Origin of the sequence: Micromonospora sp. NPDC050276, from assembly GCF_044459545.1 — a bacterium.
Classification (GTDB): Bacteria; Actinomycetota; Actinomycetes; order Mycobacteriales; family Micromonosporaceae; genus Micromonospora.
This window is the reverse complement of the sequence record NZ_JBITJA010000015.1, coordinates 72,028-94,246: the sequence shown is the minus strand read 5'-3', so window position 1 is coordinate 94,246 and position 22,219 is coordinate 72,028. Positions and strand designations below refer to the sequence as shown.

Here is a 22,219-nt window from a genome sequence, read left to right as displayed (position 1 = left end):
CAGGGGCGCTCCGACGGCCCCGAGAGGCGAGGTGTGAAACGAGCACCCGGTCCGAGACGACACCGAGCGGCAGGCCTTCGAGGATGGTGCCGGTGCGGTAGTCAGCGGCGAGCACGCCGCAAGACCGGCGGCCGCACCAGAGGTAGCACTACGTTGATCGCCTCAGGTCGGGCCGGGACGGGCTAAGGCGCAGAGACTCTCGCTCGGGTGGTCATGCCGATGGCGGCGAGTGCGCAGCAGGTGGCGGCAGCGGCGAGCAACGGCGTATATCCGCCGGCGGTATGCAGGAGAGCGGCGGCTGCCAGGGGTGCGGTCGCCTTGGCGATGGTGACGGGGGCGGCGAGGCGTCCGGCGATCGTGGCGTAGGCGGCGGTGCCGTACCGGTCGGTGAGCAGGGCTGGGGTGGCGAGGCTGGTGATGCCGAAGCCGAGTCCGAAGCCGACGACGGTCACGATCGCCCCGGTGCGGGTGCCGGCGAGCAGTGGCATGGCGAGGACGGCGGCAGCCTGGGTAGCGAAGACGGCGGCCACGATCCTGGTGACCGGCAGGCGTCGTCGGGCGGCGGTGAGGACGAGGCGTCCGGTGACGGACAGGACACCGAGCAGTCCGGTCATGGTGGCGGCGACGGTGGCGGGGTGCCCCGGCTGATGAGGTAGCCAATGAGGTGCACGGTCATGGTGCTGGTGGCCGCGCCGTGGGCGATCAGGGTCGCGACGAGGATCCAGAACCGGCTGTCGCGCATCGCGGCTCGCACGACGGCGCGCCGCTGGCGGTGCTCGGGTCGGGTCGGGCCTGCGAGGGTTGGCGTCGCTGCGGATTGGGGCCGGCGGATGGTGAGCGCGTGCAGCGGCACGGTCACCGCGCCGTGGATGGCGGCGAGGGCGAGCAGCGCGCCGCGCCAGCCGAGGTGGGCGGTCAGCAGGCCGGTCAGGGGCATGAAGATGGTGCTGGCAAACCCGGCGACGATGGTGACGGCGAGCAGGGCGGTGGCGCGTCGGTCAGGGGTGAACCAGGCGACGACGACCGCGAACGCGGGTTCGTAGAGGACCATCGCGCCGGTGATCCCGACGCCGATCATCACCATGTACAGCTGGCCGATGGTGTGGACCTGGGACCAGGCGATCAGCAGGGCGGTGGCGGTGATCGAGCCGGTGGTCATGAGGGCGCGTCCGCCCTGGTGGTCGAGCCACCGTCCGACGGGGATGGCCGCGAGCGCGCCGGCCAGGACGCTCACGGTGAGGGCGCCGGTGACGGCGGTGGTGGAAACACCGAGGGTGGCGGCCATCGGAGCGAGCAGAACGGCGTAGGCGTAGTAGAGGGTGCCGTAGCCGACGGTTGAGGTGACGGCGAGGGCGGCGACGATGCGCCACCCGTGGTGCCCGCCGACCGTGGGGTCGGCGGGCACGGTGATCGTGGTGGGCATCAGCTACCGCAGCAGCCGCCGGTTTGAGCGTCAGCGGGTGCGGTGCCGAGGGTAAGCAGGGTCCGCGGCGCAGCGAGTAGGCCGCCGGAGATGCCGGTGGCGAGGCCGCGTGCCGTCGGCTCGCTGTTCGGGGCCGTCCCGCAGCAGCTGTCGCCGGTGGCGGAGTCGTCCGGGTTGCTGTTGCAGACGCCGGTTTCGGGTAGGTCGAGTTGGACGTCGCGGGCGGCGGCCCAGTCGCCGGCGAGGGCGGCGACGACGGAGCGGACCTGCTCGTAGCCGGTGGCCATGAGGAACGTCGGCGCCCGACCGTAGGACTTCATACCGACGGCGTAGTAGCCCTGCTCCGGGTGGGCGAGTTCGTTCACGCCGTGCGGGGGCACGGTGCCGCAGGAGTGCTCGTTCGGGTCGATCAGCGGCGCGAGGGCGCGGGTGGCACCCAGCACCGGGTCGAGGTCCAGGCGCAGCTCGGCGGCGATCGAGTGGTCGGGGCGGAAGCCGGTGGCGGCGACGATCCGGTCCACGGTGACCGACTCCTCGCTGCCGTCGGCATGCCGCACCACCACACTCACCCGGCCGCCTGTCGGGCTGAGGGCGTGCACGGAGAAGCCGGTGAGCAGCCGGATCCGGCCGGCGTCGACGTGCGCGCGCAGCCGTGAGCCCAGGGCACCGCGGGCGGGCAGCGCGTCAGCGTCCCCACCGCCGTACGTACGCGCCGGTGAGGCGGTCCGAATCGCCCAGGTCACCTCGGTGCCCGGCGTGGCTTCGGCCAGCTCGGCCAGGGACAGCAGCGTATTCGCGGCGGAGTGGCCGGCCCCAACGACGAGCGTGTGCCGACCGGCGAAGCGGTCCCGGGCCGCGCCGAGAACATCGGGCAGCGCGTGTTCCAGGACCGAAGTGACGGTGGACTCGCCTCGGGCGGGGAGGCCGGACGCGCCGAGGACGTTCGGGGTGCCCCACGTGCCGGACGCGTCGATCACCGCGCGGGCGAGGAGCTCCTCGCCGTCAGCGAGGCGGATCAGAAACGGCGCGGACTCACGGCCAGCGGTGCGCAGCCGGTCGAGACCCAGGCGGCTGATCGCCTCGACCCGGGCGCCGTAGCGCAGGTGCGGCTTGAGCTGCGGCAGCTCCGCGAGGGGCTGGAGGTAGTCGCCGACCAGCTCCGCTCCGGTGGGCAGGGCCTCCAGGTCAGGGGCGACCCATCCCGCCTCGTCCAGGATCCGGCGGGCGGCCGGGTCGACGTTGTACCGCCACGGCGAAAAGACACGCACGTGCCCCCACTGCCGCACGGCGGCACCCGGGGTGCCGCCGGCTTCGAGGACGGTGAAGGCCATGCCCCGCTCGTGCAGGTGCGCGGCGGCGGCCAGGCCTACCGGGCCGGCGCCGATGACCACGACGGGCAGCTCGTTCAGGGTGCTCATCACAAACTCCTCTGTGTTGATAACTGTCGAATCAAATAGGTAGACGGGCCCCGCTTGGCAAGGGTCGGAGTTGGTCAGGTGACCAGGGGACTGCGCCGCTCGAGCAGCACGACGTCACGCCAGCGGCCGTGGTGACGACCGACCCGCTCGCGCACGCCGATGACCCGGAACCCGGCCCGCTCGTGCAGGAGCAGGCTCGCGGTGTTCTCAGGGAACACTCCGGACTGGATGGTCCAGATGCCGGCCGATTCGGTGGAGGTGATCAGCGTGTCCAGCAACAGCCGGGCGACGCCGCGGCCCTGCGCGGCGGGGTCGACGTAGACCGAGTGCTCGACCACGCCGGCATAGACCGCTCGGCCCGAGGTGGGTGTGACCGCGGTCCAACCGACCACCGTGTCATTCCCGTCGACCGCCACGAAGCGGTGCGCGGGCAGCTTTGCCGCGTCGAAGGCCGACCAGGTGGGTGCGGTCGTCTCGAAGCTGGCGTTGCCGGCGTCGAGTCCGGACTGGTAGATGGCCAGGATCCGCTCGGCGTCGTCGTCCCGCAGGGGACGCACCGTGATGTCGGCCATCAGCGGGCTCCGTTCGGATGGGGGGCGGGCCGGCCCATGACGACGTCTGCGGCGGAGGGGAAGCAGTCGACACAGGCGTCGTCGATCCGGTAGTGCCGGGCGGTGCCGACCGGTTCGACGAGGACGCACCGCACCTCGGTGAGGATCTTCAGGTGCTGCGAGACGGTGGACTGCGCCAGGCCGATCGCGGCGACGATCTCCCCCACGCTCATCGCCTGAGCCTGGCGGGCAAGGTACTCGACGATCTGCACCCGGGTCGGGTCGGCCAGGGCCCGGAGCCACGACGCGTATGCCTGCGCCGTCGTCCGATCGAGTAGCCCGGCCACCCCACCACCCCCTTCATCGCTCATCGCCGATTGGCGGTTGCTTACCGACCGCGAGCGGCGATCATCGGCCAAAGGTCGCGTGGGCGGCTCGCGCCGCGTCGAAGCGGCGCTGGGCACGCTGCTCGGCGGTGCTGACCTCGGCACACGAGTCGCAAAATCGGACACCCGTCGTGAGTGCCCCCTGGCGGCGCGTCAGCCTCAGCATGATCTCCCCTTTCCACACTGTCTTGACGTCTATCGAAACAGACAGTTGCACATTGATTAGAGGGATGTCAACCTAGAGGAATGTCGAAGCAAGCTGCGACCCTCACCCTCGCCGATGTGACCGCCGAGGCGTTCTGCTGCCAACCCTTGGCGCAGCACCGCGTGCCGGCCGAGACCGCCGCGGTGCTCGCGCCGGCGTTCAAGGCCCTCGGCGACCCGGTCCGCCTGCAGCTGATGTCGATGATCGCCTCCGCCGACAACGGCGAGGCGTGCGTGTGCGACCTCACCCCCGCCTTCAACCTCACCGGCCCGACCATCTCGCATCACCTAAAGACCCTGCGCGAGGCCGGCCTCGTCGACGCCGAGCGGCGCGGCACCTGGGTGTACTACCGAGCCCGACCGGCCGTCCTGCGCCAACTCGCGGCGCTGCTCACCGTCGAACCGGTGACCGCCTCATAAGCTGCCGGCGGCGCGATCCGCCGGACTCGCCGCCACTCAAAGCCGCGACGACGTGGGACGCGTCGCGCCCGACGCCGCGAAGGGTGTTCGACGAGAATGACCGCTGGAACTCCAACCCGAGGTAGACCAGTCCGCGATGGGTCGTGGAGACACCTGCAACGTGGCGGGGCATGCCGTCATCCAGGGCTCCGAGTGGGGCGAGGTAGTCGAGGTTCGGGCGGTAGCCGGTCGCGAAGAGCACCGCGTCGACCGCCTCGTGCGTACCGTCCGCCCAGATGACGCCGTCGGTGGTGAAGGCGGTGAACATTTCCCGGCGGGCAAGCAGGCCGGAGGTGATCGCGTCGCGGTAGACGCCGGCGTCGAGCACGGCGGCGTGGCGGACGAGTCGGTTGAGCACCGCCCGGGGCAGAAGGTCCGCACCGGTGACGCGGAGCCAGTGATGCAGGTCCCGGCCGCGGATGCGCTGGGGCAGGAACTGGATCGGCGCTCGGGTGGCGAGGGTGACCGTCGCGTGTGGCGCGAGCTCGTAGGCGACCTGGACGGCGGAGTTCCCGGCGCCCACGACGAGGACCCGCTTGCCGGCATACGGCTCGGGCCGCCGGTAGTGCGCGACGTGCCGCACCTCGCCGGGGTAGGCGTCCCTGCCGGGCAGTACCGGCACGTATGGATTACTGAAGGATCCGCTCGCGGCGATGATGCCCGCCGTGGCGATCTCGTCACCACCGTCGGTGTGGACGAGGTAGCCACCGCCCGGGCGCGGAAGCACAGCGGCGACCCGGGCACCGGTGCGGATCTCGGCGTCGATTCTGCCGGCGTAGCGGCGCAGATAGGCGGCAACCTCGTCGCGGGTCGGGTAGCGGTCGGGGTCTCCCCCGTCGAAGGCCATGCCCGGCAGGCTGCTGTATCGGGCCGGGGAGAACAGGGTGAGGCTGTCGTAGTAGCCAGGCCAGGACCCCACCGGCTCGACGCCCGCCTCCAGGACGACGGGGCGCAGGCCAACGGAGAGGGCGGCGCGTGCGGCGGCAAGACCGGACTGGCCGCCGCCGACGATGACGACGGGTTCTAAAGAGGTAGTCACCCCACCATCATATCGTCATTTCGTTGAATGACAATATGATGATGATGCGGGAAGGTGGAGCCATGGATGAGCCAGAGCCCGCAGCGGTCGCGCCCGCCGCCGCACCAACCGGGCTCGGGCCGGACACGCAGGAGTTCCTCAAGGCGCTGGGCAGCCCAACGCGACAGCGGATCATGACGCTGTTCTCCCAAGGCGCCGAGATGTCCGTCGGAGAAGTCGCCGAGCGCACGGGCATCAGCCAAGCGACAGCGTCGCAGCAACTGACCCTGCTGCGTCGGGGGCGGATCGTGACCTCACGGCGCGAGGGAAAGACCGTGTACTACCGCGCCGACCGCGACGGCGCCGTCGCGGCGCTGACCGAGCTGCAGTCGTACCTGATGACCTGCTGCTGACCCCAGTTCCCTGGCGGAGCCGCGCCGTCAACCCTGACCCCAGCCGATCAACCTCGACGGCAGCCGCCTTCAGAACAGCCACCCGAGGTCCGGAGCAGCAACCCCGCCGCCCTTCCGGCCTGTCGGCACACTCAGCACGCCGCACCGGCCCGCACCTCGGCGCCGCTTGACAGCAACGTGATTAGTCAGCAATAGTTGAGTCAATGACTACTGAGCTTGCTTCTCTGCAGGCGCGTGCCCGGATCCATGCCGCGCTCGGCGATCCGGCGCGCCTGGCGATCGTCGACGCGCTCACCCTGGGCGACGCCTCCCCCGGCGAGATCGCCCACGACCTTCAGATGCCGACGAATCTGGTCGCCCACCACGTCAAGGTCCTCAGCGAAGCCGGCTTGGTCGTCCGCAGCCGATCCGAGGGTGACCGCCGTCGCACCTACCTGCGGCTGCGGCCCGAGGCATTGGCCGCGTTGACGCCGGTGCCGATGGCCGGCGTGGGTCGGGTGGTGTTCGTCTGCACCCGCAACTCGGCCCGCTCGCAGCTCGCCGCCGCCCTCTGGGCGGACCGCACCCACACCAGCGCGGCGTCGGCCGGAACGCAGCCGGCCGAGCGGGTTCATCCGCGCGCCGTCGCCGTGGCCCACCGCCACGGGCTGCATCTGGACGCGACCGGCACCGCGCACGTCACGGACATCGTGCGTGACGACGACCTGCTCATCGCGGTCTGCGACAACGCCCACGAGGAACTCACCGGCCCGGTCCGGCCCCGGCTGCACTGGTCGGTCCCCGACCCGGTCCGCGTCGACAGCGACGCCGCGTTCGAGGCCGCGTTCGCCGACCTCGCCAGCCGCATCGACCGCGTCGCCCCCATCGTCACCTCCACCATGAGGTCGCCAGACCGTCATGCCTGACACCAGCCCCCTGCGCGGTGACCGGTGAATCCCGTCGCGTCCGGCCGGCCGTTACCTCCTGCTCGAGCGCAACAGCGCCCCCGCCCGCACCCTGCCGGCGATTCCTGTCCCGGTGCCGATCAACCGGCACCGCAACCCGTACTGCGAGGAAGGCTCCTGATGTCCGACAAGCCCAGCGTCCTGTTCGTCTGCGTGCACAACGCCGGCCGTTCCCAGATGGCCGCCGGTTGGCTGCGCCACCTCGCCGGCGACACCGTCGAGGTCCGCTCCGCCGGCTCCGCCCCCGCCGACACCGTCAACCCCGCCGCCATCGAGGCCATGCGCGAGGTCGGCATCGACATCACCGACCAGACCCCGAAACTCCTCGAGTACGCCACGGCCGAGTCGTCGGACGTCATCGTGACCATGGGTTGTGGTGACGCCTGCCCGGTCTTCCCGGGCAAGCGCTACGAGGATTGGAAGCTCGAAGACCCCGCCGGCAAGGGCGTCGAATCCGTGCGCCCGATCCGCGACGAGATCCGTACCCGGGTGGAGAAGCTCCTCGGCGAGCTGCGCGTCGCCGCCTGACCCCGTCAACCACCCCCGCCCGCCGACCCCGCCGTCGGCGGGCGGCTCTCCCCTGAGCAGGAGCCCCCTCATGTCCGACTCGCACCGCCTGATCATCATCGGCTCCGGACCCGCCGGATACACCGCCGCCCTCTACGCCGCCCGCGCCAACCTCGCGCCTCTCGTCATCGAGGGCAGCCAGTCCGGCGGTGCGCTGATGACCACCACCGAGGTGGAGAACTTTCCCGGTTTCCCCGACGGGATCACCGGCCCCGACCTGATGGACACCATCCGCAAGCAGGCCGACCGCTTCGGCGCCCAGTTCATCACCGACGACGTCACCCGCGTCGACCTCACCGGCCCTACCAAGACCGTGTGGATCGGCGAAAAGGCTTACCACGCGGAGGCGGTCATCCTCGCCACCGGTTCCGCCTGGCGCCCCCTCGGCGTCCCTGGCGAGCAGGAACTTCTCGGCCACGGCGTGTCCGCCTGCGCCACCTGCGACGGGTTCTTCTTCCGGGACCAGGACATCGCGGTGGTCGGCGGCGGTGACACCGCGATGGAAGAAGCCACCTTCCTCACCCGCTTCGCCCGCAGCGTCACCATCGTCCACCGCCGTGACACCTTCCGCGCCAGCCGGATCATGGCCGAGCGCGCGTTGAGCAACAGCAAGATCCGGGTGGCGTGGAACAGCGTCGTCGAGGAGATCCTCGGCCAAGACGGCGCCGTCGTCGGTGCCCGCCTGCGCGACGTCCACACCGGCGACACCCGCGTCCTGGACGTCACCGGCGTGTTCGTCGCCATCGGCCACGACCCCCGCAGCGAACTCTTCCGCGGCCAGGTGAAGCTCGACGACGACGGCTACGTCACCGTCGACTCCCCCGGCACCCGCACCAACCTGCCCGGCGTCTTCGCCGCCGGCGACCTCGTCGACCACACCTACCGCCAGGCCATCACCGCCGCCGGAACCGGCTGCGCCGCCGCCCTCGACGCCGAACGCCACCTCGCCGCCCAGTCCTGAGCCGTCCCCCGGTTCGCCGGTGCCGGCGGCCATCCAACGACGACCTGAAGAAGGTCGGCGTGCGGGTGCGGCTCAATCACAGTGCCACGGGAGTGTCCGCAGGCAGCCCGGGTCAGGAGACCACCGGCAGGAGACGTCGCTTCGGCAGGAGGTGCTTGACCGGTTCCAGTTGGCCAGGGTTGAGGGAGTACCAGGCCCAACTGCCGCGCTTGTTGCGGTTGAGCACGCCTGCCTCGACGAGGATCTTCAGGTGGTGGCTGATCGCCGGTTGGGTCATATCGAAGGGCTCGGTCAGGTCACACACGCACGCCTCACCGCTCGGCGCGACCTCGATGATCGACAGGATCTGCAGCCGGGTGGGGTCGGAGAGGGCCTTGAACAGCCGGGCGAACTGTTCGGCGTCGACGCGCGGCAGGGGCGGCCCCACCGGGGCGGGCGCGCACGCTGGCGCGACGGCCGGGGCGGTGGCGGCGGAAGACATGATCCGAGTTTAGGAAGTCCTGCTCAGGGGCCGAATGACCGGTAGGTGAACAGCAAGTGACGCCGATCACGAGGCCACTACGGCGGATCGAGACGGTATCCCATTCCGCGCACGGAAACGATGATCGAGGGTTTCCGTAGGTTATCGCCGAGCCGGTGCCGCAGGCGCCGAATGTGCACGTTCAGGGTGTTGGACGTGTCGCCTTCGCCGCTCCAGAGCAGCCGGTTGATCTGGTGTCGGGTGACGACCCGTCGGGCGTGCAGCATGAGCAGGTGCAGCAGTTCGAACTCCCGCATCGGCAGGTCGATCCGTCTGCCACCCAGTCGCACCTCGTGCGCCGCCGGGTCCAGGCGCAGCGCCCCGGCCTCCACGGCGACCTGGAAGTCCGCCGCGGTGTCCGGGGAGATCGCGCGCAGCATCGGCAGGATCTCCGTGACTCGGTACGGTCGGGCGACGCAGGCGGTGGCGCCTGCGGCGAGGGCGAGGCTGCCCTCCATGCCGTCGTGCTCCCCCACCCCGACGAGGGTGGGAATGCAGGCGCGGGTGTGCAGGGCCCGCGCGATGGTCGAGCCGCGCATGGGCGGGACGTCGGTGGCGGTGAGGACGGCGTCGGGCAGCAGCGCGCCGGCCTGCAGCAGGGCGTCGGCCGGGTCACCGGTGACGACGACGTCGATCTGCCGCTCCTGCAACTGCTCGGCGAGGGCGTTGGCGGTGCTGCTGTCGGGATCCAGGACCAGGAGCAGGAATCGGGTCCTGGTGGTCTGCGGCGTCATGGGCTGGCACCGCGGCGTCTCGATGGAATCGGGCTGCATCGTTGGCCTTCGCTGACGGGATTGGGCGGGTCAGCCGAATCGGCCGGTGATGTATTCCTCGGTGCGCTTCTGGGCCGGGTTGGTGAAGATCTTGTTGGTGGTGTCGTACTCGATGAGCCGGCCGTGTCGCTCGCCCTGCTCGTCGACCTCGGCGGTGAAGAACGCGGTGCGGTGCGAGACCCGCGCGGCCTGCTGCATGTTGTGGGTCACGATCACGATGGTGTAGTCGCGGCTCAACTCGAACATCAAGTCTTCGATCTTGCTGGTGGCGATCGGGTCGAGCGCCGAGCACGGCTCGTCCATCAGGATGACTTCAGGGCTTACCGCGATGGTGCGGGCGATGCACAGCCGTTGCTGCTGCCCGCCGGACAGGGCGAGTGCCGACTGCTTCAGCTTGTCCTTGACCTCCTCCCACAGGGCGGCGCGGCGCAGCGCCTTCTCCACCAGGTCGTCCATGTTGGACACCTTCATGCCGGTGACGCGGGGACCGTAGGCGATGTTGTCGTAGATCGACTTCGGGAAGGGGTTGGGTTTCTGGAAGACCATGCCGATACGGCGGCGAACCTCGATGGGGTCGACCTCGCGGGCGTAGAGGTCCTCGCCGTGGAAGGTGACCCGGCCGGCGACGCGGGCACCGGGGATGAGGTCGTTCATCCGGTTGAGCGAGCGCAGCACGGTCGACTTGCCGCACCCGGACGGGCCGATCAGGGCGGTGATCTGATGCCGGCCGATGGTCATGTCGACGCCTCGGACGGCCTGGTAGTCACCGTAGAAGATGCTGACGCCGTCCAAACGAAGGACCTGCTCGTCGCCGCCACGCGGTGCTTCTTCGCTGCGGCTGGCGGGGTTGACCAGCGCCACCGGGGGTGGGGCGGGGCGGGTGCTGCTCACGGTGTCGGTCACGTCGAGGGCCTTTCGGTTCGGATCGCTCACAATGGGGGTGGCCTGCTACCAGCGCTTCTGGAACTTGTTGCGGATGAGGATCGCGGCGGAGTTCAGCGCGAGGAGGATGACCAGCAGCAACACGATCGCCGCGGCGGCGAGTTCCTGGAACTCGGCCTGCGGCTCCTTGATCAGGTTGTAGATCTGGATGGGCAGGGTGGTGTACGACGACAAGAGGCTGTCGGGGTTGAACCGGATGAAGGTGACCGCGCCGAGCAGGATCAGCGGGGCTGCCTCGCCCAGGGCTCGGGACAGGGCAAGGATCGCGCCGGTGGACATACCGGGGACGGCGGCGGGTAGGACCTGCCGCCAGGTGGTCTGCCATCTGGTCGCGCCGAGGGCGTAGGAGGCCTGCCGGATCGAGCGCGGTACCGCGCGTAGCGCTTCCCGGCTGGCGATGATGACGACGGGCAGGACGAGCAGGGACAGCACGATCGCGGCGGTGATGACGGTGAACCCGAGGCCGATCACCCGGGCGATCAGTCCGAGGCCGAGGATGCCGAACACGATCGACGGGACACCGGCGAGGTTCTGGATGTTGAGTTCCAGCAGCCGGTTGTACCAGCGGGTGTTGTCGGCGTACTCCTCCAGGTAGATCGCCGAGGCGATGCCGATCGGTAGGCAGATCGCCGCCGTCAGGCCGATGACCCACAGCGTGCCGGTGATCGCCGACTGGACCCCGGCGCGGGCGACCCGCGAGGCGGCGCCAGTGGGCATCTCCTGCCACAGGCGTGGGTCGAGACGGTTCCACCCCTTGATGACCGCGAACGCGATCAACGCGACCAGGAACGCGAACGCAACCAGCAGGCAGAACTGCAACGCGAGCTTGAACAGCGTCTCGCCCGGGCGGGATCGCCGCTGGCTCAGCGACGGCCGGTGGCGCGGATTCGCCGCGTGGGAGGCCGGCGGTGTGGACGTCGTACTCACTCGTACACCTCCCGGAACTTGCGGACCAGCCGAATGGACAAGGCGTTGAGAGCAAAGGTGAACAGGAACAGGGTGGTGCCCACCGCGAAGATGGTCAGATAGTCGAGGGAGTCCACCGGCAGGTCACCCTGTGCGGCCCCGGCGATGTAGCTGGTCATGGTCGCGGCGCCGTCGATGGGCGACCACGGGATGCCTGCGGTCTTCAACCCGGCGGCGATGGTGACGATCATCGTCTCCCCGAGCGCCCGGGACACCCCGAGCACGATCGCGGCGACGATCCCCGACAACGCGCCGGGTACCACGACGCGGGTGGCGACCTGCATCTTCGTGGACGCTAGGGCGTAGGCACCTTCGCGCAGGCTGTGCGGCACGGCGCTCATCGCGTCCTCGGCCAGGCTGGCCACGGTGGGCACGATCATGATGCCCATGGCGATGCCGGCGACCAGGAGATTCTGGAACTCCGGCTTGTCGTCGCTGGGCCACAGGCCGACCAGGATTGGGTTGAGGAAGGTCAGCGCGAAGAATCCGTACACCACGGTCGGGATGCCGGCGAGAACCTCGAGGATCGGCTTGAGGAGCCTGCGGGTGCCGGGTCGGGCGTACTCGGACAGGTAGATGGCCGCCCCGATGCCCAGCGGCACCGCGATGACCGTCGCGATCAGGGTGACCCACAGCGTGCCGACCAGCAGGGGCAGCACCCCGTACTGCTTGATGTCGAACAGCGGCGTCCACTGCGTACCGGTGGCGAACTCGACGATGCTGACCTCGCCGAAGAACTCCACGGTGGGGAACAGCAGCGATACGACGATGCCGATGGTCGTCGCGATGGACACCACTGCGGCGAGGACGAGGAAACCCTCGATGATGCGTTCGCCGGGCCGGCGGCGTCCCCGCCGCACAGAGGCGGCGGGGACGGGGGCTCCGGGGGTGATGACCGCCACGAGCCCGCTCAGCCCTTCGTCAGGGTCGCGAACTCGGACTTCAGGGTCTCCTTCTGGGCAGCGGTCAGCGGCACATACTTGGCTTCCTTGACGACCTCGTCGATGCTCGCAATGTAGAAGTCGACGAAGCCCTTGACCTGCTCCTTGGCGATGCCCTTGTCGGAGACGTAGATGAACAACGGCCGGGACAGCGGCTTGTAGCTGCCGTCCTGCGCGTTGGCCACGCTCGGCTCGACACAGCCGGCGCCACCGTCGACCTTGACGAGCTTCAGCTTGTCGGCGTTCTCCTCGTAGTAGGTGAACCCGAAGTAGCCGAGCCCGCCCTTGGATCCGCTCACGCCCTGCACGGTGACGTTGTCGTCCTCGGTCGGGGTGTAGTCGGTGCGGTGCGCCTTCTCCTTGCCGTTGATCGCGGCGGTCCAGTAGTCGAAGGTGCCGGAGTCGGTACCCGCGCCGAACAACTTCAGCGGCTCGTTCGGGAACTTCGGGTCGACCTGGTTCCAGTTGTTGACCTTCGAGCCGGGCTCCCAGATCGCCTTCAGCTGCGGCACCGTAAGACAGTCAGCCCAGGTGTTGTCCTTGCTGACCACCACCGACAGCGCGTCGTTGGCCACGATCAGCTCAACGAATTTGACGCCGTTCTTCTCGCATTCGGCCTTCTCGGTGTCCTTGATCGGGCGAGAGGCATCAGAGATGTCGGTCTCGCCGTTGCAGAATTTCTTGAACCCACCACCGGTGCCGGAGATGCCCACCGTGACGTTCACCTTGGCCTGCTCGTCGGCGAACAGCTCAGCCGCCGCCTTGCTCAGCGGACCGACCGTGCTCGACCCGTCGACCTTCACGTCACCGGACAGCTCAGCCGCGGCACCGGTCCCGGTGCCACCGTCGTTGTTGTCGCCGCCACAGGCAGCCAGACCGACCGTCAGGACCAGCGCGACTGACGCCAGGCCCAGCCCACGCACCGTCTTGATCACAATTCGTCCTCTTCAGACAGGCCGGCGAGGTACCGCCGGATGCTCGTTCGGGGTCGGCCGTCTTCCACCGACGAGCTCATAAAAGATTGCTTATGTGATCGCCCATCGTCGGCTAGGTGAACGGAAGCTGAACATAACCAAGTGTTTATTTCCCCTTGTCCGAGGCGCTTCAGCCACGCGTCGATTCCCTTGCCGTTCACTTTTCGTTCACTCGCAACGCGCGCAGGCGACGTAGCAAGAGCCCCACCCTCGGGGTGGGGGCTCGCATGGGCAGACCGGGCGGGCGCCCGGACCGCAGCGGTCCGGGCGCCCGCTCAGATGAACAGTTCAGGCGCCGATCTGTCGGCCGTCGAGGCGCCAGACGCTGATCACAGCCGGACGGGCGAAGTCGCCGTCCGGCCAGGTGGAGACGGGGTTGTCCATGCTCGCACCATCGACTTCGCCGGGGTGTTGGACGGAGACGAACGCGGTGCGGTTGTCGTCGCTGAGCGACGCCGACGCTTGCTCCGCACCGACCGGGACGGTGAGGAACTGCTTCACGTGCCCGCGTTCGGGGCCGTCGAGGGGCACGGCGAACAAGCCGTCGTTCGAGCCGAGCGCGTTGCCGTCGGTGGAGATCCACAGGTTGCCGTGGGCGTCGAAGTCGAGGTTGTCGGGGCAGGAGATCGGGCTGACCTTGGTCTTGTCATAACCGGCGAAGTACGTCGACGGGTCGGTGGGGTCGCCACAAACGATCGGAACCGCCCAGGTGAACGTGGTCGCGGCGTTGTCGCCGCCGTCCTCCGTGATCTCCAGGATGTGGCCGTGCCGGTTGTTCGATCGAGGGTTGACCTCGTCAACGGCCGGTTGTCCCGCAGCGCCACGGCGTGTGTTGTTGGTCAACGCGGCGTACACCTTGCCGGTGCGCAGGTTCGGTGCGACATCCTCGGGGCGGTCCATCTTGGTGGCCCCGACCGCGTCGGCGGCGAGCCGGGTGTGAACCAGAACCTGGTCAATGCTCATACCGGGGACCAGGGACTGCCGACCCTGGGCGAGGGGGATCCACCGGCCGGCGCCGTTGAACGCCCCGTCGGTGGGCAACGCGCCCGATCCGTCGATCTCCGGCGCGGAGGTGAACCCGAACGATGCGACGTACAACGTCCCCGACTCCAGCAGGGTCATGTTGTGCGCCCGATCGAAGGGCTTGTCGCCCCGGCGCATCTTCTGGTCCGAGACGAACTTGTACAGGTAGTCGAAACGCTCGTCGTCGCCCATGTAGGCCACGACCCGGCCGTCGCGGGCGAGGATGATCTCCGCGCCCTCGTGCTTGAACCGACCCAGCGCCGTGTGTTTCCGCGGGGTCGACTTCGGGTCGTCGGGGTCGAGTTCCAGGATCCAGCCGAACCGGTTGGCCTCGTTCGGGTGGACGCTCAGGTCGAACCGGGCGTCGGCGCGCTCCCACCTGCGTGACCCGGACGGGTAGCGGTTGACGGTGTCGATGCCATAACGGGCCAGGGCCGGCTTAGCCCCGGCTGGGGCGGCGTCGCCGCCGACGAAGTACTGATTGAAGTTCTCCTCGCCGGACAGGATCGTGCCCCACGGGGTGAGCCCGCCGGCACAGTTGTTCAACGAGCCGAGCACCCTGGTGCCGGATGGGTCGGCCGCGGTGCGTAGCAGCGTCGAGCCGGCAGCCGGGCCGGTGAAGCGCATCGGTGTGCCGGCGGTGATCCGCCGATTCCACCGCCGCGCCCCCCGGGTCACCGGCACCCACTGCCCGGTGTCACCGACCCGCTCGATCTCCACCACACTGAGACCGTGGGCGGCCATCGCCACCCGGACCTGCTCCACCGTCAGCGCCTCCGGGGTGGTGTAGCCGGGGAACATCAGGTTCTCGTTGGTGTACTCGTGGTTGACCACCAGCAGCGCCCGGCGGGTATGCCGGTCCAGCGGCAGGGTCACGAGCCAGTCGTTGTTGTAACCGAACTGCTTGGCCTGCGCTGCGGCGCTCTGCCGGTCGACCCGGAAGGCCGGCGCTCCCGGCACGACCGGGTCGCCCCACCGGAGGATGACCGCGTTGTCGTAGCCGTTGGGCACGATGACGGTGTCCAGGGTGTTGGGCGGGATGGGCTTGAACGTCAGCCCCGCGGTGTTGATCGGCGGGCGGGGCCCGGTCGGACCCGCCGGGGGCGCGGCCTGCGCCGGGGCGGCATCGGTAGCCAGCGCAGCAGCGCCGACGCCGATGACCAGGGCGCCGAGAGAGCCGGCGCGCAGCAGGCCGCGACGGGACACCTCGGCGGTGACCACGTCACCGAAGTACGGATTGTCCGAGTTATTAGGGGCCGCGTGCGAGCAGGCGTTTCCGCAGCGGTACAGGCAGGTCATCGAACTGCGACCGCCGTGACCGGGCAGTAGCGGCAGCGAACGAGGTGGACGGGGCGAGGCCGTCATCGGTCCTCCCAGGGAAGATCGGAGATGCGGACACCTGCGGACGCTAGAAACGTCAGATAGACCGCCAGCGAACTCCGAGGCGACGAACCAACCAGCAGCGGATGAACGCGACATGGACATCAAATTTCAGGACCGCGAATCGTTCACTCAGCTCCGCCGGCAAGTTGACGATCGGATCCATATCAGCGAGGATTTAATTCAATGAGAGTTGATACGGATGAGACGCAGCTTGCGGCGCTCCGGGCGATGGCTGACCCGCTGCGCTGGCGGGTCATGCAGGCGCTGGCGCGGGAGCAGCTGTGCGTGTGCCACCTGGTCGAAGACCTGGGGGTCACCCAACCGCTGATCAGCCACCACCTGCGGGCACTGCGCCAGGCGGGTCTGGTGGAAACCGAACGTCACCGCTACTGGACCTACTACCGACTGCGGCCCGAAGCGGTCCGCGCGCTCAGTGCGGGCATCGCCGCGCTCGCCGACCAAGCGCCCACCGGCGCCGAGGGCAGACGGCCCTGCGGCCCGGACGCACCCACCCAGGAACCAACAGAGGAACCAGGCACATGACGACACTGGCCACACCGGCGAGCACCACACCCCGGCTCTCGACGCTGGACCGGCTCCTGCCGGTATGGATCGGCGCCGCCATGATCGCCGGGCTGCTCCTGGGCCGGCTGATCCCCGGGCTCGATGACGCCCTGGACCACGTCAAGGTCGGCGGGATCTCCGTACCCATCGCCCTGGGTCTGCTGATCATGATGTACCCGGTCCTGGCGAAGGTCCGCTACGACCGCCTCGACACCGTCACCTCCGACCGGCGCCTGCTGATCTCCTCCCTGGTGATCAACTGGCTCATCGGCCCTGCCGTCATGTTCGCCCTGGCCTGGCTGCTCCTACCCGACCAGCCCGCGTACCGCACCGGCCTGATCATCGTCGGCCTCGCCCGCTGCATCGCCATGGTCATCATCTGGAACGACCTCGCCTGCGGCGACCGCGAAGCCGCCGCCGTCCTGGTCGCCCTCAACTCCGTCTTCCAGGTCCTCGCCTTCGGCCTGCTCGGCTGGTTCTACCTCACCGTCCTGCCCGGCTGGCTCGGCCTGGAGCAGGCCGGACTGGCCGTCTCCGGCTGGGACATCGCCGGCAGCGTCCTGGTTTTCCTCGGCATCCCCCTCGCCGCCGGCTACCTCACCCGCAGATTCGGCGAACGCGCCAAGGGCCGCGACTGGTACGAGGCGACGTTCCTGCCACGGATTGGGCCGGTCGCCCTGTACGGACTGCTGTTCACCATCGTGCTGCTCTTCGCTCTGCAGGGCGACGCGATCACCGCCCAGCCCTGGGATGTCGCCCGCATCGCGCTTCCCCTGCTCGCGTACTTCGCGATCATGTGGTTCGGCTCGTTCGCCATCGGTCGGGCGATCGGCCTGAACTACGAACGCACCACCACGCTCGCCTTCACCGCTGCCGGCAACAACTTCGAACTCGCCATCGCCGTAGCGATCGGCGTGTTCGGTGTGACCAGCGGCCAGGCCCTCGCCGGAGTCGTCGGACCACTGATCGAGGTACCGGTCCTGGTCGCCCTCGTCTACGTCAGCCTCGCCGCCCGTCGCCGGTTCTTTCCCGCCCAGGTGACCAATGCCTAACGGTGCGCAGGCAGTGGCGGCCGGCCGGATCACCTCAGCTGGCCGACCAGCGGTTGGCACGGCAGGGACGACGTGATGGACGGACCGTTCGACGCAATGGACACCCGGGATGTCGACTACGTGCTGGGGCAGATCGCCAAACGGCTCTCCAGCAGGTTCACCGGCGTATTCGGCCCCGAGACCGTCGAACGGTACGTCTTCGAGTCCTACATGTACCTACACCGCACCGTCCGTCTCCAGACCCACCTGCCAGCACTGACGGAGAACTTCGCCACCGAACGACTCACCGCCCTGGCGCAGGTCGAAGGCAGCATCGACAAGCCGGTACCCGAGGTACTGTTTCTCTGCGCCTACAACGCCGGCCGTTCTCAACTCGCCGCCGCGCTCGCCGATCGGTACGCACAGGGCAGGGTGCACGTGCGGTGCGCGGGGTCGCACCCGACGGACTGGCTGGACCGCAACGTCGTCGAGGCGCTCGGCGAATGGGGCGTCGACATCAGCCGGGCGTACCCCAAGCCCTTGACGTCGGACGTTCTCGGCGCGAGCGACGTGATCGTGACCATGGGCTGCGGAGACGCCTGCCCAGTCCTCGCCGGCAAGCGGTACCTCGACTGGGACATCCCCGACCCCGCCGGCCGGGACCTGCCGTTCGTCCGAACCCTCCGCGACGACATCGACGCCCGCGTGCGAGCGCTGATCGACGACCTCACCCTGACCACGAGTTGATCCCGGCGATCGAGCGACGACTGATGCCGAGGACCGGATCGACCCCGACCGGTTGATTGCCTGCGGCCCTGAACAGCGCGCGGCGGCCAAGGCTGGACCAAGAATTCCGTGTCCTGTTCAGGTCGAATGCCGGGCGTGGTGCAGCACTTCCGCGATAAGTCGCCTCGTGGCCTCCCCCTGCAGCGTGTAGGTGACCTCTCGCCCGCGACGCTTGCGCCGGATCAACCGGGCCTCCTTGAGATACCTCAGGTGACGGGCGATGATCGTCGAATCCGCTGACATCGCCTCCGCCAGCGAGGCCGGCGTCTGGTCGCCGTCCTGCAGCAGCACGAGGATGCGTATCCGATGCTCGTACGCCATGGCGCGCAGCACGACCACCGCCCGGTCCAGTGTGCGCCTCGTCTCGTCGAGGTGTGGGGTGCTCATGCCGGGGCCGCCCGCAGGCGGCTGGTAGCCGTGGGCCTGGATGTGACCAGCCGGGACAGCACGGTCGACAGCGCCAGGATCGCGGTGGCGGTCAAGGTGATGCTCGCGCCGGCGGCGACGTCCCAGCGGCTCGACGCGTACAGGCCGCCGAGCCCGCTGAGTGCGCCGAGCGTGACGGCCAGGGCGGTGATGATGCTCAGCCGGTGCGACCACTGGCGTGCCGCCGCTGCCGGCGCGACGATGAGTGCGAGGGCGAGGATCGTGCCGATGGCTGGGACGATCGTCACGACCGCCACCTGGATGGCGAGCAGCAGCACGACGTCCCAGACACCGGTGGCGAAGCCGGCCGCCTGCGCACCGGCCCGGTCGAAGCCGGTGTAGCGCAGTGGCCGGGCGCAGGCCAGCAGGACGGTCGCGACGACGACGAGCGCCACCGCGGTGGTCAGGAGGTCCGGCGGGCTGACGGTGAGGATCGATCCGACGAGGAACGAGGTCAGGTCTCGACTGAAGCCGTTCTGGGTGGCGACGAGCCCGGCACCAAGCGCGAAGCCACCGGAGAGCACGACTCCGGTCGCCGCGGCCGTGTTCTGGCTTCGTCGGCGGCTGAGCGCGGCGACGCCCAGCGCGACGACCGCACCCGCGACCACGCCGCCGACGATGATGTTGACGCCGATGATGGAGGCGGCCACCACCCCGGGGAACGTGGCGTGGGTCAGTGCCATGGTGAAGAAGGACAGTCGGCGGAGCACGACGTGAACGCCGACGAGCCCGGCGAGTGCGCCGGCCAGCAGCACCTCGGCGGTGGCCCGGTGCAGCGCGTCATCCCACCAGTTCATGGGGGGACCTCCTTCCCTCGGAAACGATCCGCCGGTGGTTGCGCCTCGACCGCAGCGCGCCCAGCGGGAGCGACAGCAGGTAGGCGAGCACGAGCAGCAGGACGACGGCGGAGGCCGAGGTCAGGGAGATGCCGTAGTCGATCGACGCGGTCCAGCTGGCCAGCAGGCCGCCGTAGGCGGCGACGAGGATGAGGCTGGTGCCGATCACCGCCATCAGGGACAGGCGTGTGGTGAGCATGCGGGCGGTCGCGGCCGGCACGATGAGCAGCGCCACCACGAGGATGGTGCCGACGGCGCGTACCGCAGCGACGACGACGAGCGCGACGATGATGTTGAGCAGCAGATCGAGCCAGGCGATCCGGAAGCCGGCGGCGGCCGCTCCGGCCGGGTCGAAGGTTCGGAAGATCAGGGCGCGGGCGCTGATCAGCAGCAGCCCGAGGATGACGACCGCCAGCACGGCGGTCTCCGCGATCTGGCGCGGTGTCACCGTCAGGACGCGTCCGAAGAGAAACGACGTCAGATCCGAGGTGTACGAGGAGCGCCTGGACACGAGCACGACGCCGATCGAGAACATGGCGGTGAGCACCACGGCGGTGGAGGCATCGTCGGAGAGCGCCCCGCCTCGGGTCAGCAGGGTCAGCACCACCGCGGTCACCACGCCGGCGATCAGCGCCCCGACGACGATGCCCTCGATGCCACCGGCCAGGAACCCGATGACGACGCCGGGAAACACGGTGTGCGTCAGCGCGTCGGAGACGAACGACAGGCGGCGGGCGAAGACGAAGACACTGACCGGTCCGCAGATGAGGGCGAGCAGCGCGAGCTCGGCCAGAGCGCGCCCCATGAACGGTACGGTGAACGGCTCGATCACGGCTCCACCAGCACTGTCCGGCCGTCTCTCAACTCGATGGCGTGTCCGCCGTACGCGCGGCGCAGCGTGTCGGCGGTCAACGTCTCCTCGGGCGGGCCGACCGCCCACTGCCGGCCGTTGAGCACGCAGGCCGTGTCGGCGAGCTCATGCGCGACCGTCAGGTCGTGGGTGCTCAGCACCAGGGTGGTTCCGACCGTGCTGAGTTCGCGCAGGACGGACAGGATGGCTTCCTGGCTCACCGCGTCGACGCCGTTGAACGGCTCGTCGAGGAGCAGCAGCCGTGGCTCGGCGGCGACGGCGCGGGCGAGCAGTACCCGCTGGCGTTGGCCACCGGAGAGCACGCCGAAGGGTGTCCTCGCGTGATCGGCGAGGCCGAGGCGGTCGAGCGCCTCGTGGACCGCTCGACGGTCGGCGCTGCGGGTGGGACGCCACCAGCCGATGCGTCGGTAGCGCCCCATCATGACGACCTGGGCCGCGGTAACGGGGAAATCGGCGTCGAGCGAGTCGGTCTGGGGAACGTATCCGGTGAGGGTCCGGGCCTGGGCCGGTGTGCGCCCGAGCACGGTGGACGTACCGGCGAGGATCGGCACCAGGCCGAGGATCGACTTGATCAGCGTGGACTTGCCGGCGCCGTTCGGCCCGATCAGGGCCAGGCGCTGCCCGGCGGTCAGGTCGAGGTTGACGTCGGTGAGCACGGGCGTGCCGTGGTAGCCGACGCTCACCTCGGTGTAGCGAAGGGCGGCGTCGGCCACCGCGACATCGTCCATGTCAGCCGCCCAGAGCCGTGACGATGACCTGGGTGTTGTGCCGCTCCGCGCCGAGGTAGGTGCCCTGGGGGGTGCCTTCGGCGCCGATGCTGTCGCCGTAGAGGGCGTCCTCACCGCCGATGACCTTGACGCCGGCCTGGTTCGCGATCGCCTCGGCGCTCTTGGGCGGCAGCGACGTCTCCGCGAAGATGGCCTTCGTACCCGTCGCCTTGATCTTCGCGACAAGCTCGTTGAGCTGCTTCGCGCTCAGCTCGGCGGAGGTGTCGAGGCTGGGGATGACCGAGCCGACGAACTGCAGCTTGTACCGGTCGACGTAGTAGCCGAACGCGTCGTGGTTGGTCACGAGCTTGCGCTGATCGGCAGGGATCCGGGCGAAGGCTGCCTCGTTGTCGGCGTCGAGCTTGTCGAGTTCGGCCGAGTAGCTTTTCAGGTTGTCGGCGTAGGCGGCGACGTGTGCGGGGTCGGCCGCGGCGAGGCCCTTCTCGATGTTGGCGACCATGATCTTGGCGTTCAGCGGGTTGTGCCAGATGTGCGGGTCGTGCTCCTCGGCCTCGTGCCCGCCCTCGCCCTCCTGGTGGCCCTCCTCGCCCTCCTCGTGGCCGCCCTCGCGCAGGGTGACTCCTTGGCTGGAGTCGACGACGGTGCCCTTGAAGCCGGCCGACTCGATGGTCTGATCGAGCCACTCCTCGAGGCCGACACCGTTCTTGACCACGATGGCGGCCTTACCGATCGCCTGGATGTCGGCGGGAGTGGGCTCGTAGTCGTGCGGGTCCACGTTCGGCTTGATGATCTGCGTGACGGTGACGTCGCTGCCGCCGATGGCCCGGACGAAGTCGGCCACCTCGGGGGTGGTGGCGACCACGGCGAGGCCGGCGCCGGACGAGGCCTTGCTACCGCCACCGGCGGCGTCGTCACCCGAGCCACAGCCGCCAAGGAGAACGAGCGCGGCGGCTGCGGCCGCGGCGATGATCGTACGTTGTCCATGCTTCACGAAAACACTCCATTCCTGAGAAGCGGAACGGTAATCGTTTTCGCTAAGTATCGTCTAATAGTGAGATGACCACACATGCATATGTCGTCCCCGCAGCGCTCGGGGATCGGGCGTCGGCCC

At 69.3% G+C, this 22,219-nt stretch carries 26 protein-coding genes; 8 read left to right on the top strand and 18 right to left on the bottom strand.

The window, feature by feature from the left end; genetic code table 11:
- Window positions 1–182: 182 nt before the first annotated feature.
- The 5 genes from ACIBF8_RS26875 to ACIBF8_RS26855 all read right to left on the bottom strand — a co-directional run bounded on the left by ACIBF8_RS26875 (window position 183) and on the right by ACIBF8_RS26855 (window position 3,763).
- Window positions 183–614 carry a hypothetical protein gene (locus ACIBF8_RS26875; protein WP_396786593.1) on the bottom strand — a complete coding sequence of 144 codons (432 nt, stop codon included), beginning with the start codon at window positions 612–614 and terminating at the stop codon, window positions 183–185.
- Complete coding sequence (locus ACIBF8_RS26870; protein WP_396786591.1) at window positions 611–1,423, bottom strand: MFS transporter; 813 nt, start codon at window positions 1,421–1,423, stop codon at window positions 611–613. The genes ACIBF8_RS26875 and ACIBF8_RS26870 overlap by 4 nt, the downstream gene beginning before the upstream one ends.
- Window positions 1,423–2,841, bottom strand: coding sequence for an FAD-dependent oxidoreductase (locus ACIBF8_RS26865; protein ID WP_396786589.1), 1,419 nt, complete (start codon window positions 2,839–2,841; stop codon window positions 1,423–1,425). The genes ACIBF8_RS26870 and ACIBF8_RS26865 overlap by 1 nt, the downstream gene beginning before the upstream one ends.
- Before the next feature lie 74 nt (window positions 2,842–2,915).
- The gene (locus ACIBF8_RS26860) at window positions 2,916–3,413 is read right to left on the bottom strand and encodes a GNAT family N-acetyltransferase (RefSeq protein WP_396786587.1); all 498 of its coding nucleotides are present in this window, start codon (window positions 3,411–3,413) and stop codon (window positions 2,916–2,918) included.
- On the bottom strand, window positions 3,413–3,763 hold the full coding sequence (locus tag ACIBF8_RS26855; protein ID WP_396786585.1) for an ArsR/SmtB family transcription factor: 351 nt from the start codon (window positions 3,761–3,763) through the stop codon (window positions 3,413–3,415). Before ACIBF8_RS26855 ends, ACIBF8_RS26860 begins: the two co-directional genes overlap by 1 nt.
- Window positions 3,764–4,024: 261 nt before the next feature.
- On the opposite strand from ACIBF8_RS26855, the gene ACIBF8_RS26850 reads away from it, so the two are divergent.
- A complete protein-coding gene (locus ACIBF8_RS26850; RefSeq protein WP_396786583.1) occupies window positions 4,025–4,402 on the top strand; it encodes an ArsR/SmtB family transcription factor in 378 nt (125 codons plus the stop codon).
- On the opposite strand, the gene ACIBF8_RS26845 is transcribed toward ACIBF8_RS26850, so the two are convergent.
- Entirely contained in the window at window positions 4,374–5,480 is a 1,107-nt protein-coding gene (locus tag ACIBF8_RS26845; protein ID WP_396786582.1) for a flavin-containing monooxygenase, read from the bottom strand. The genes ACIBF8_RS26850 and ACIBF8_RS26845 overlap by 29 nt on opposite strands.
- 62 nt (window positions 5,481–5,542) lie before the next feature.
- Here ACIBF8_RS26845 and ACIBF8_RS26840 point away from each other — a divergent pair, with 62 nt between their 5' ends.
- The 4 genes from ACIBF8_RS26840 to trxB all read left to right on the top strand — a co-directional run bounded on the left by ACIBF8_RS26840 (window position 5,543) and on the right by trxB (window position 8,344).
- Window positions 5,543–5,872 carry an ArsR/SmtB family transcription factor gene (locus tag ACIBF8_RS26840; RefSeq protein WP_396786580.1) on the top strand — a complete coding sequence of 110 codons (330 nt, stop codon included), beginning with the start codon at window positions 5,543–5,545 and terminating at the stop codon, window positions 5,870–5,872.
- 203 nt (window positions 5,873–6,075) lie between these two features.
- Window positions 6,076–6,777, top strand: a complete 702-nt coding sequence (locus ACIBF8_RS26835; protein WP_396786579.1) for a helix-turn-helix domain-containing protein — start codon at window positions 6,076–6,078, stop codon at window positions 6,775–6,777.
- A gap of 159 nt (window positions 6,778–6,936) precedes the next feature.
- Window positions 6,937–7,344, top strand: a complete 408-nt coding sequence (locus ACIBF8_RS26830) for an arsenate reductase ArsC (protein ID WP_396786577.1) — start codon at window positions 6,937–6,939, stop codon at window positions 7,342–7,344.
- 70 nt (window positions 7,345–7,414) lie between these two features.
- Complete coding sequence (trxB, locus tag ACIBF8_RS26825; RefSeq protein WP_396786576.1) at window positions 7,415–8,344, top strand: thioredoxin-disulfide reductase; 930 nt, start codon at window positions 7,415–7,417, stop codon at window positions 8,342–8,344.
- A 112-nt stretch (window positions 8,345–8,456) separates the two neighbouring features.
- Here trxB and ACIBF8_RS26820 read toward each other — a convergent pair whose 3' ends face one another.
- The 7 genes from ACIBF8_RS26820 to ACIBF8_RS26790 all read right to left on the bottom strand — a co-directional run bounded on the left by ACIBF8_RS26820 (window position 8,457) and on the right by ACIBF8_RS26790 (window position 15,848).
- Entirely contained in the window at window positions 8,457–8,825 is a 369-nt protein-coding gene (locus ACIBF8_RS26820) for an ArsR/SmtB family transcription factor (protein WP_396786574.1), read from the bottom strand.
- A gap of 77 nt (window positions 8,826–8,902) precedes the next feature.
- Window positions 8,903–9,598, bottom strand: coding sequence for a response regulator transcription factor (locus ACIBF8_RS26815; RefSeq protein ID WP_396786572.1), 696 nt, complete (start codon window positions 9,596–9,598; stop codon window positions 8,903–8,905).
- Window positions 9,599–9,667: 69 nt separating this feature from the next.
- The gene (gene pstB, locus ACIBF8_RS26810; RefSeq protein WP_396786675.1) at window positions 9,668–10,492 is read right to left on the bottom strand and encodes a phosphate ABC transporter ATP-binding protein PstB; all 825 of its coding nucleotides are present in this window, start codon (window positions 10,490–10,492) and stop codon (window positions 9,668–9,670) included.
- A 93-nt stretch (window positions 10,493–10,585) separates the two neighbouring features.
- Complete coding sequence (pstA, locus tag ACIBF8_RS26805) at window positions 10,586–11,506, bottom strand: phosphate ABC transporter permease PstA (RefSeq protein ID WP_396786571.1); 921 nt, start codon at window positions 11,504–11,506, stop codon at window positions 10,586–10,588.
- On the bottom strand, window positions 11,503–12,447 hold the full coding sequence (pstC, locus tag ACIBF8_RS26800) for a phosphate ABC transporter permease subunit PstC (RefSeq protein ID WP_396786569.1): 945 nt from the start codon (window positions 12,445–12,447) through the stop codon (window positions 11,503–11,505). Before pstC ends, pstA begins: the two co-directional genes overlap by 4 nt.
- A gap of 8 nt (window positions 12,448–12,455) precedes the next feature.
- A complete protein-coding gene (locus ACIBF8_RS26795) occupies window positions 12,456–13,421 on the bottom strand; it encodes a PstS family phosphate ABC transporter substrate-binding protein (RefSeq protein ID WP_396786567.1) in 966 nt (321 codons plus the stop codon).
- A 327-nt stretch (window positions 13,422–13,748) separates the two neighbouring features.
- Window positions 13,749–15,848 carry a PhoX family protein gene (locus ACIBF8_RS26790; RefSeq protein WP_396786566.1) on the bottom strand — a complete coding sequence of 700 codons (2,100 nt, stop codon included), beginning with the start codon at window positions 15,846–15,848 and terminating at the stop codon, window positions 13,749–13,751.
- A gap of 201 nt (window positions 15,849–16,049) precedes the next feature.
- Between ACIBF8_RS26790 and ACIBF8_RS26785 the strand changes: the two genes are divergently transcribed.
- The 3 genes from ACIBF8_RS26785 (at window position 16,050) to ACIBF8_RS26775 (ending at window position 18,208) form a co-directional block, all read left to right on the top strand.
- On the top strand, window positions 16,050–16,409 hold the full coding sequence (locus ACIBF8_RS26785; protein ID WP_396786564.1) for an ArsR/SmtB family transcription factor: 360 nt from the start codon (window positions 16,050–16,052) through the stop codon (window positions 16,407–16,409).
- A complete protein-coding gene (arsB, locus tag ACIBF8_RS26780; RefSeq protein ID WP_396786562.1) occupies window positions 16,406–17,482 on the top strand; it encodes an ACR3 family arsenite efflux transporter in 1,077 nt (358 codons plus the stop codon). Before ACIBF8_RS26785 ends, arsB begins: the two co-directional genes overlap by 4 nt.
- Before the next feature lie 75 nt (window positions 17,483–17,557).
- Window positions 17,558–18,208 (top strand): arsenate reductase ArsC, encoded by a 651-nt coding sequence (locus ACIBF8_RS26775; protein WP_396786560.1) that lies wholly within the window; start codon window positions 17,558–17,560, stop codon window positions 18,206–18,208.
- A 117-nt stretch (window positions 18,209–18,325) separates the two neighbouring features.
- Here ACIBF8_RS26775 and ACIBF8_RS26770 read toward each other — a convergent pair whose 3' ends face one another.
- Genes ACIBF8_RS26770 through ACIBF8_RS26750 form a run of 5 tightly spaced genes read right to left on the bottom strand, consistent with a single transcriptional unit; the run spans window position 18,326 to window position 22,099 of the window.
- Window positions 18,326–18,634 carry an ArsR/SmtB family transcription factor gene (locus tag ACIBF8_RS26770; RefSeq protein WP_396786558.1) on the bottom strand — a complete coding sequence of 103 codons (309 nt, stop codon included), beginning with the start codon at window positions 18,632–18,634 and terminating at the stop codon, window positions 18,326–18,328.
- Window positions 18,631–19,470, bottom strand: a complete 840-nt coding sequence (locus tag ACIBF8_RS26765; RefSeq protein WP_396786557.1) for a metal ABC transporter permease — start codon at window positions 19,468–19,470, stop codon at window positions 18,631–18,633. The genes ACIBF8_RS26770 and ACIBF8_RS26765 overlap by 4 nt, the downstream gene beginning before the upstream one ends.
- A complete protein-coding gene (locus ACIBF8_RS26760) occupies window positions 19,454–20,314 on the bottom strand; it encodes a metal ABC transporter permease (RefSeq protein WP_396786555.1) in 861 nt (286 codons plus the stop codon). Before ACIBF8_RS26760 ends, ACIBF8_RS26765 begins: the two co-directional genes overlap by 17 nt.
- Before the next feature lie 23 nt (window positions 20,315–20,337).
- A complete protein-coding gene (locus tag ACIBF8_RS26755; protein ID WP_396786553.1) occupies window positions 20,338–21,108 on the bottom strand; it encodes a metal ABC transporter ATP-binding protein in 771 nt (256 codons plus the stop codon).
- 1 nt (window position 21,109) lies between these two features.
- Entirely contained in the window at window positions 21,110–22,099 is a 990-nt protein-coding gene (locus ACIBF8_RS26750; protein ID WP_396786551.1) for a metal ABC transporter substrate-binding protein, read from the bottom strand.
- Between the last annotated feature and the right edge of the window lie 120 nt (window positions 22,100–22,219).

Coding starts and splice junctions, on each gene's coding strand:
- ACIBF8_RS26875 (WP_396786593.1), bottom strand. CDS start 614: ATGACCGGACTGCTCGGTGTCCTGTCCGTCACCGGACGCCTCGTCCTC.
- ACIBF8_RS26870 (WP_396786591.1), bottom strand. CDS start 1,423: ATGCCCACCACGATCACCGTGCCCGCCGACCCCACGGTCGGCGGGCAC.
- ACIBF8_RS26865 (WP_396786589.1), bottom strand. CDS start 2,841: ATGAGCACCCTGAACGAGCTGCCCGTCGTGGTCATCGGCGCCGGCCCG.
- ACIBF8_RS26860 (WP_396786587.1), bottom strand. CDS start 3,413: ATGGCCGACATCACGGTGCGTCCCCTGCGGGACGACGACGCCGAGCGG.
- ACIBF8_RS26855 (WP_396786585.1), bottom strand. CDS start 3,763: ATGAGCGATGAAGGGGGTGGTGGGGTGGCCGGGCTACTCGATCGGACG.
- ACIBF8_RS26850 (WP_396786583.1), top strand. CDS start 4,025: ATGTCGAAGCAAGCTGCGACCCTCACCCTCGCCGATGTGACCGCCGAG.
- ACIBF8_RS26840 (WP_396786580.1), top strand. CDS start 5,543: ATGGATGAGCCAGAGCCCGCAGCGGTCGCGCCCGCCGCCGCACCAACC.
- ACIBF8_RS26835 (WP_396786579.1), top strand. CDS start 6,076: ATGACTACTGAGCTTGCTTCTCTGCAGGCGCGTGCCCGGATCCATGCC.
- ACIBF8_RS26830 (WP_396786577.1), top strand. CDS start 6,937: ATGTCCGACAAGCCCAGCGTCCTGTTCGTCTGCGTGCACAACGCCGGC.
- trxB (WP_396786576.1), top strand. CDS start 7,415: ATGTCCGACTCGCACCGCCTGATCATCATCGGCTCCGGACCCGCCGGA.
- ACIBF8_RS26820 (WP_396786574.1), bottom strand. CDS start 8,825: ATGTCTTCCGCCGCCACCGCCCCGGCCGTCGCGCCAGCGTGCGCGCCC.
- ACIBF8_RS26815 (WP_396786572.1), bottom strand. CDS start 9,598: ATGACGCCGCAGACCACCAGGACCCGATTCCTGCTCCTGGTCCTGGAT.
- ACIBF8_RS26790 (WP_396786566.1), bottom strand. CDS start 15,848: ATGACGGCCTCGCCCCGTCCACCTCGTTCGCTGCCGCTACTGCCCGGT.
- ACIBF8_RS26785 (WP_396786564.1), top strand. CDS start 16,050: ATGAGAGTTGATACGGATGAGACGCAGCTTGCGGCGCTCCGGGCGATG.
- arsB (WP_396786562.1), top strand. CDS start 16,406: ATGACGACACTGGCCACACCGGCGAGCACCACACCCCGGCTCTCGACG.
- ACIBF8_RS26775 (WP_396786560.1), top strand. CDS start 17,558: ATGGACGGACCGTTCGACGCAATGGACACCCGGGATGTCGACTACGTG.
- ACIBF8_RS26770 (WP_396786558.1), bottom strand. CDS start 18,634: ATGAGCACCCCACACCTCGACGAGACGAGGCGCACACTGGACCGGGCG.
- ACIBF8_RS26765 (WP_396786557.1), bottom strand. CDS start 19,470: ATGAACTGGTGGGATGACGCGCTGCACCGGGCCACCGCCGAGGTGCTG.
- ACIBF8_RS26760 (WP_396786555.1), bottom strand. CDS start 20,314: ATGGGGCGCGCTCTGGCCGAGCTCGCGCTGCTCGCCCTCATCTGCGGA.
- ACIBF8_RS26755 (WP_396786553.1), bottom strand. CDS start 21,108: ATGGACGATGTCGCGGTGGCCGACGCCGCCCTTCGCTACACCGAGGTG.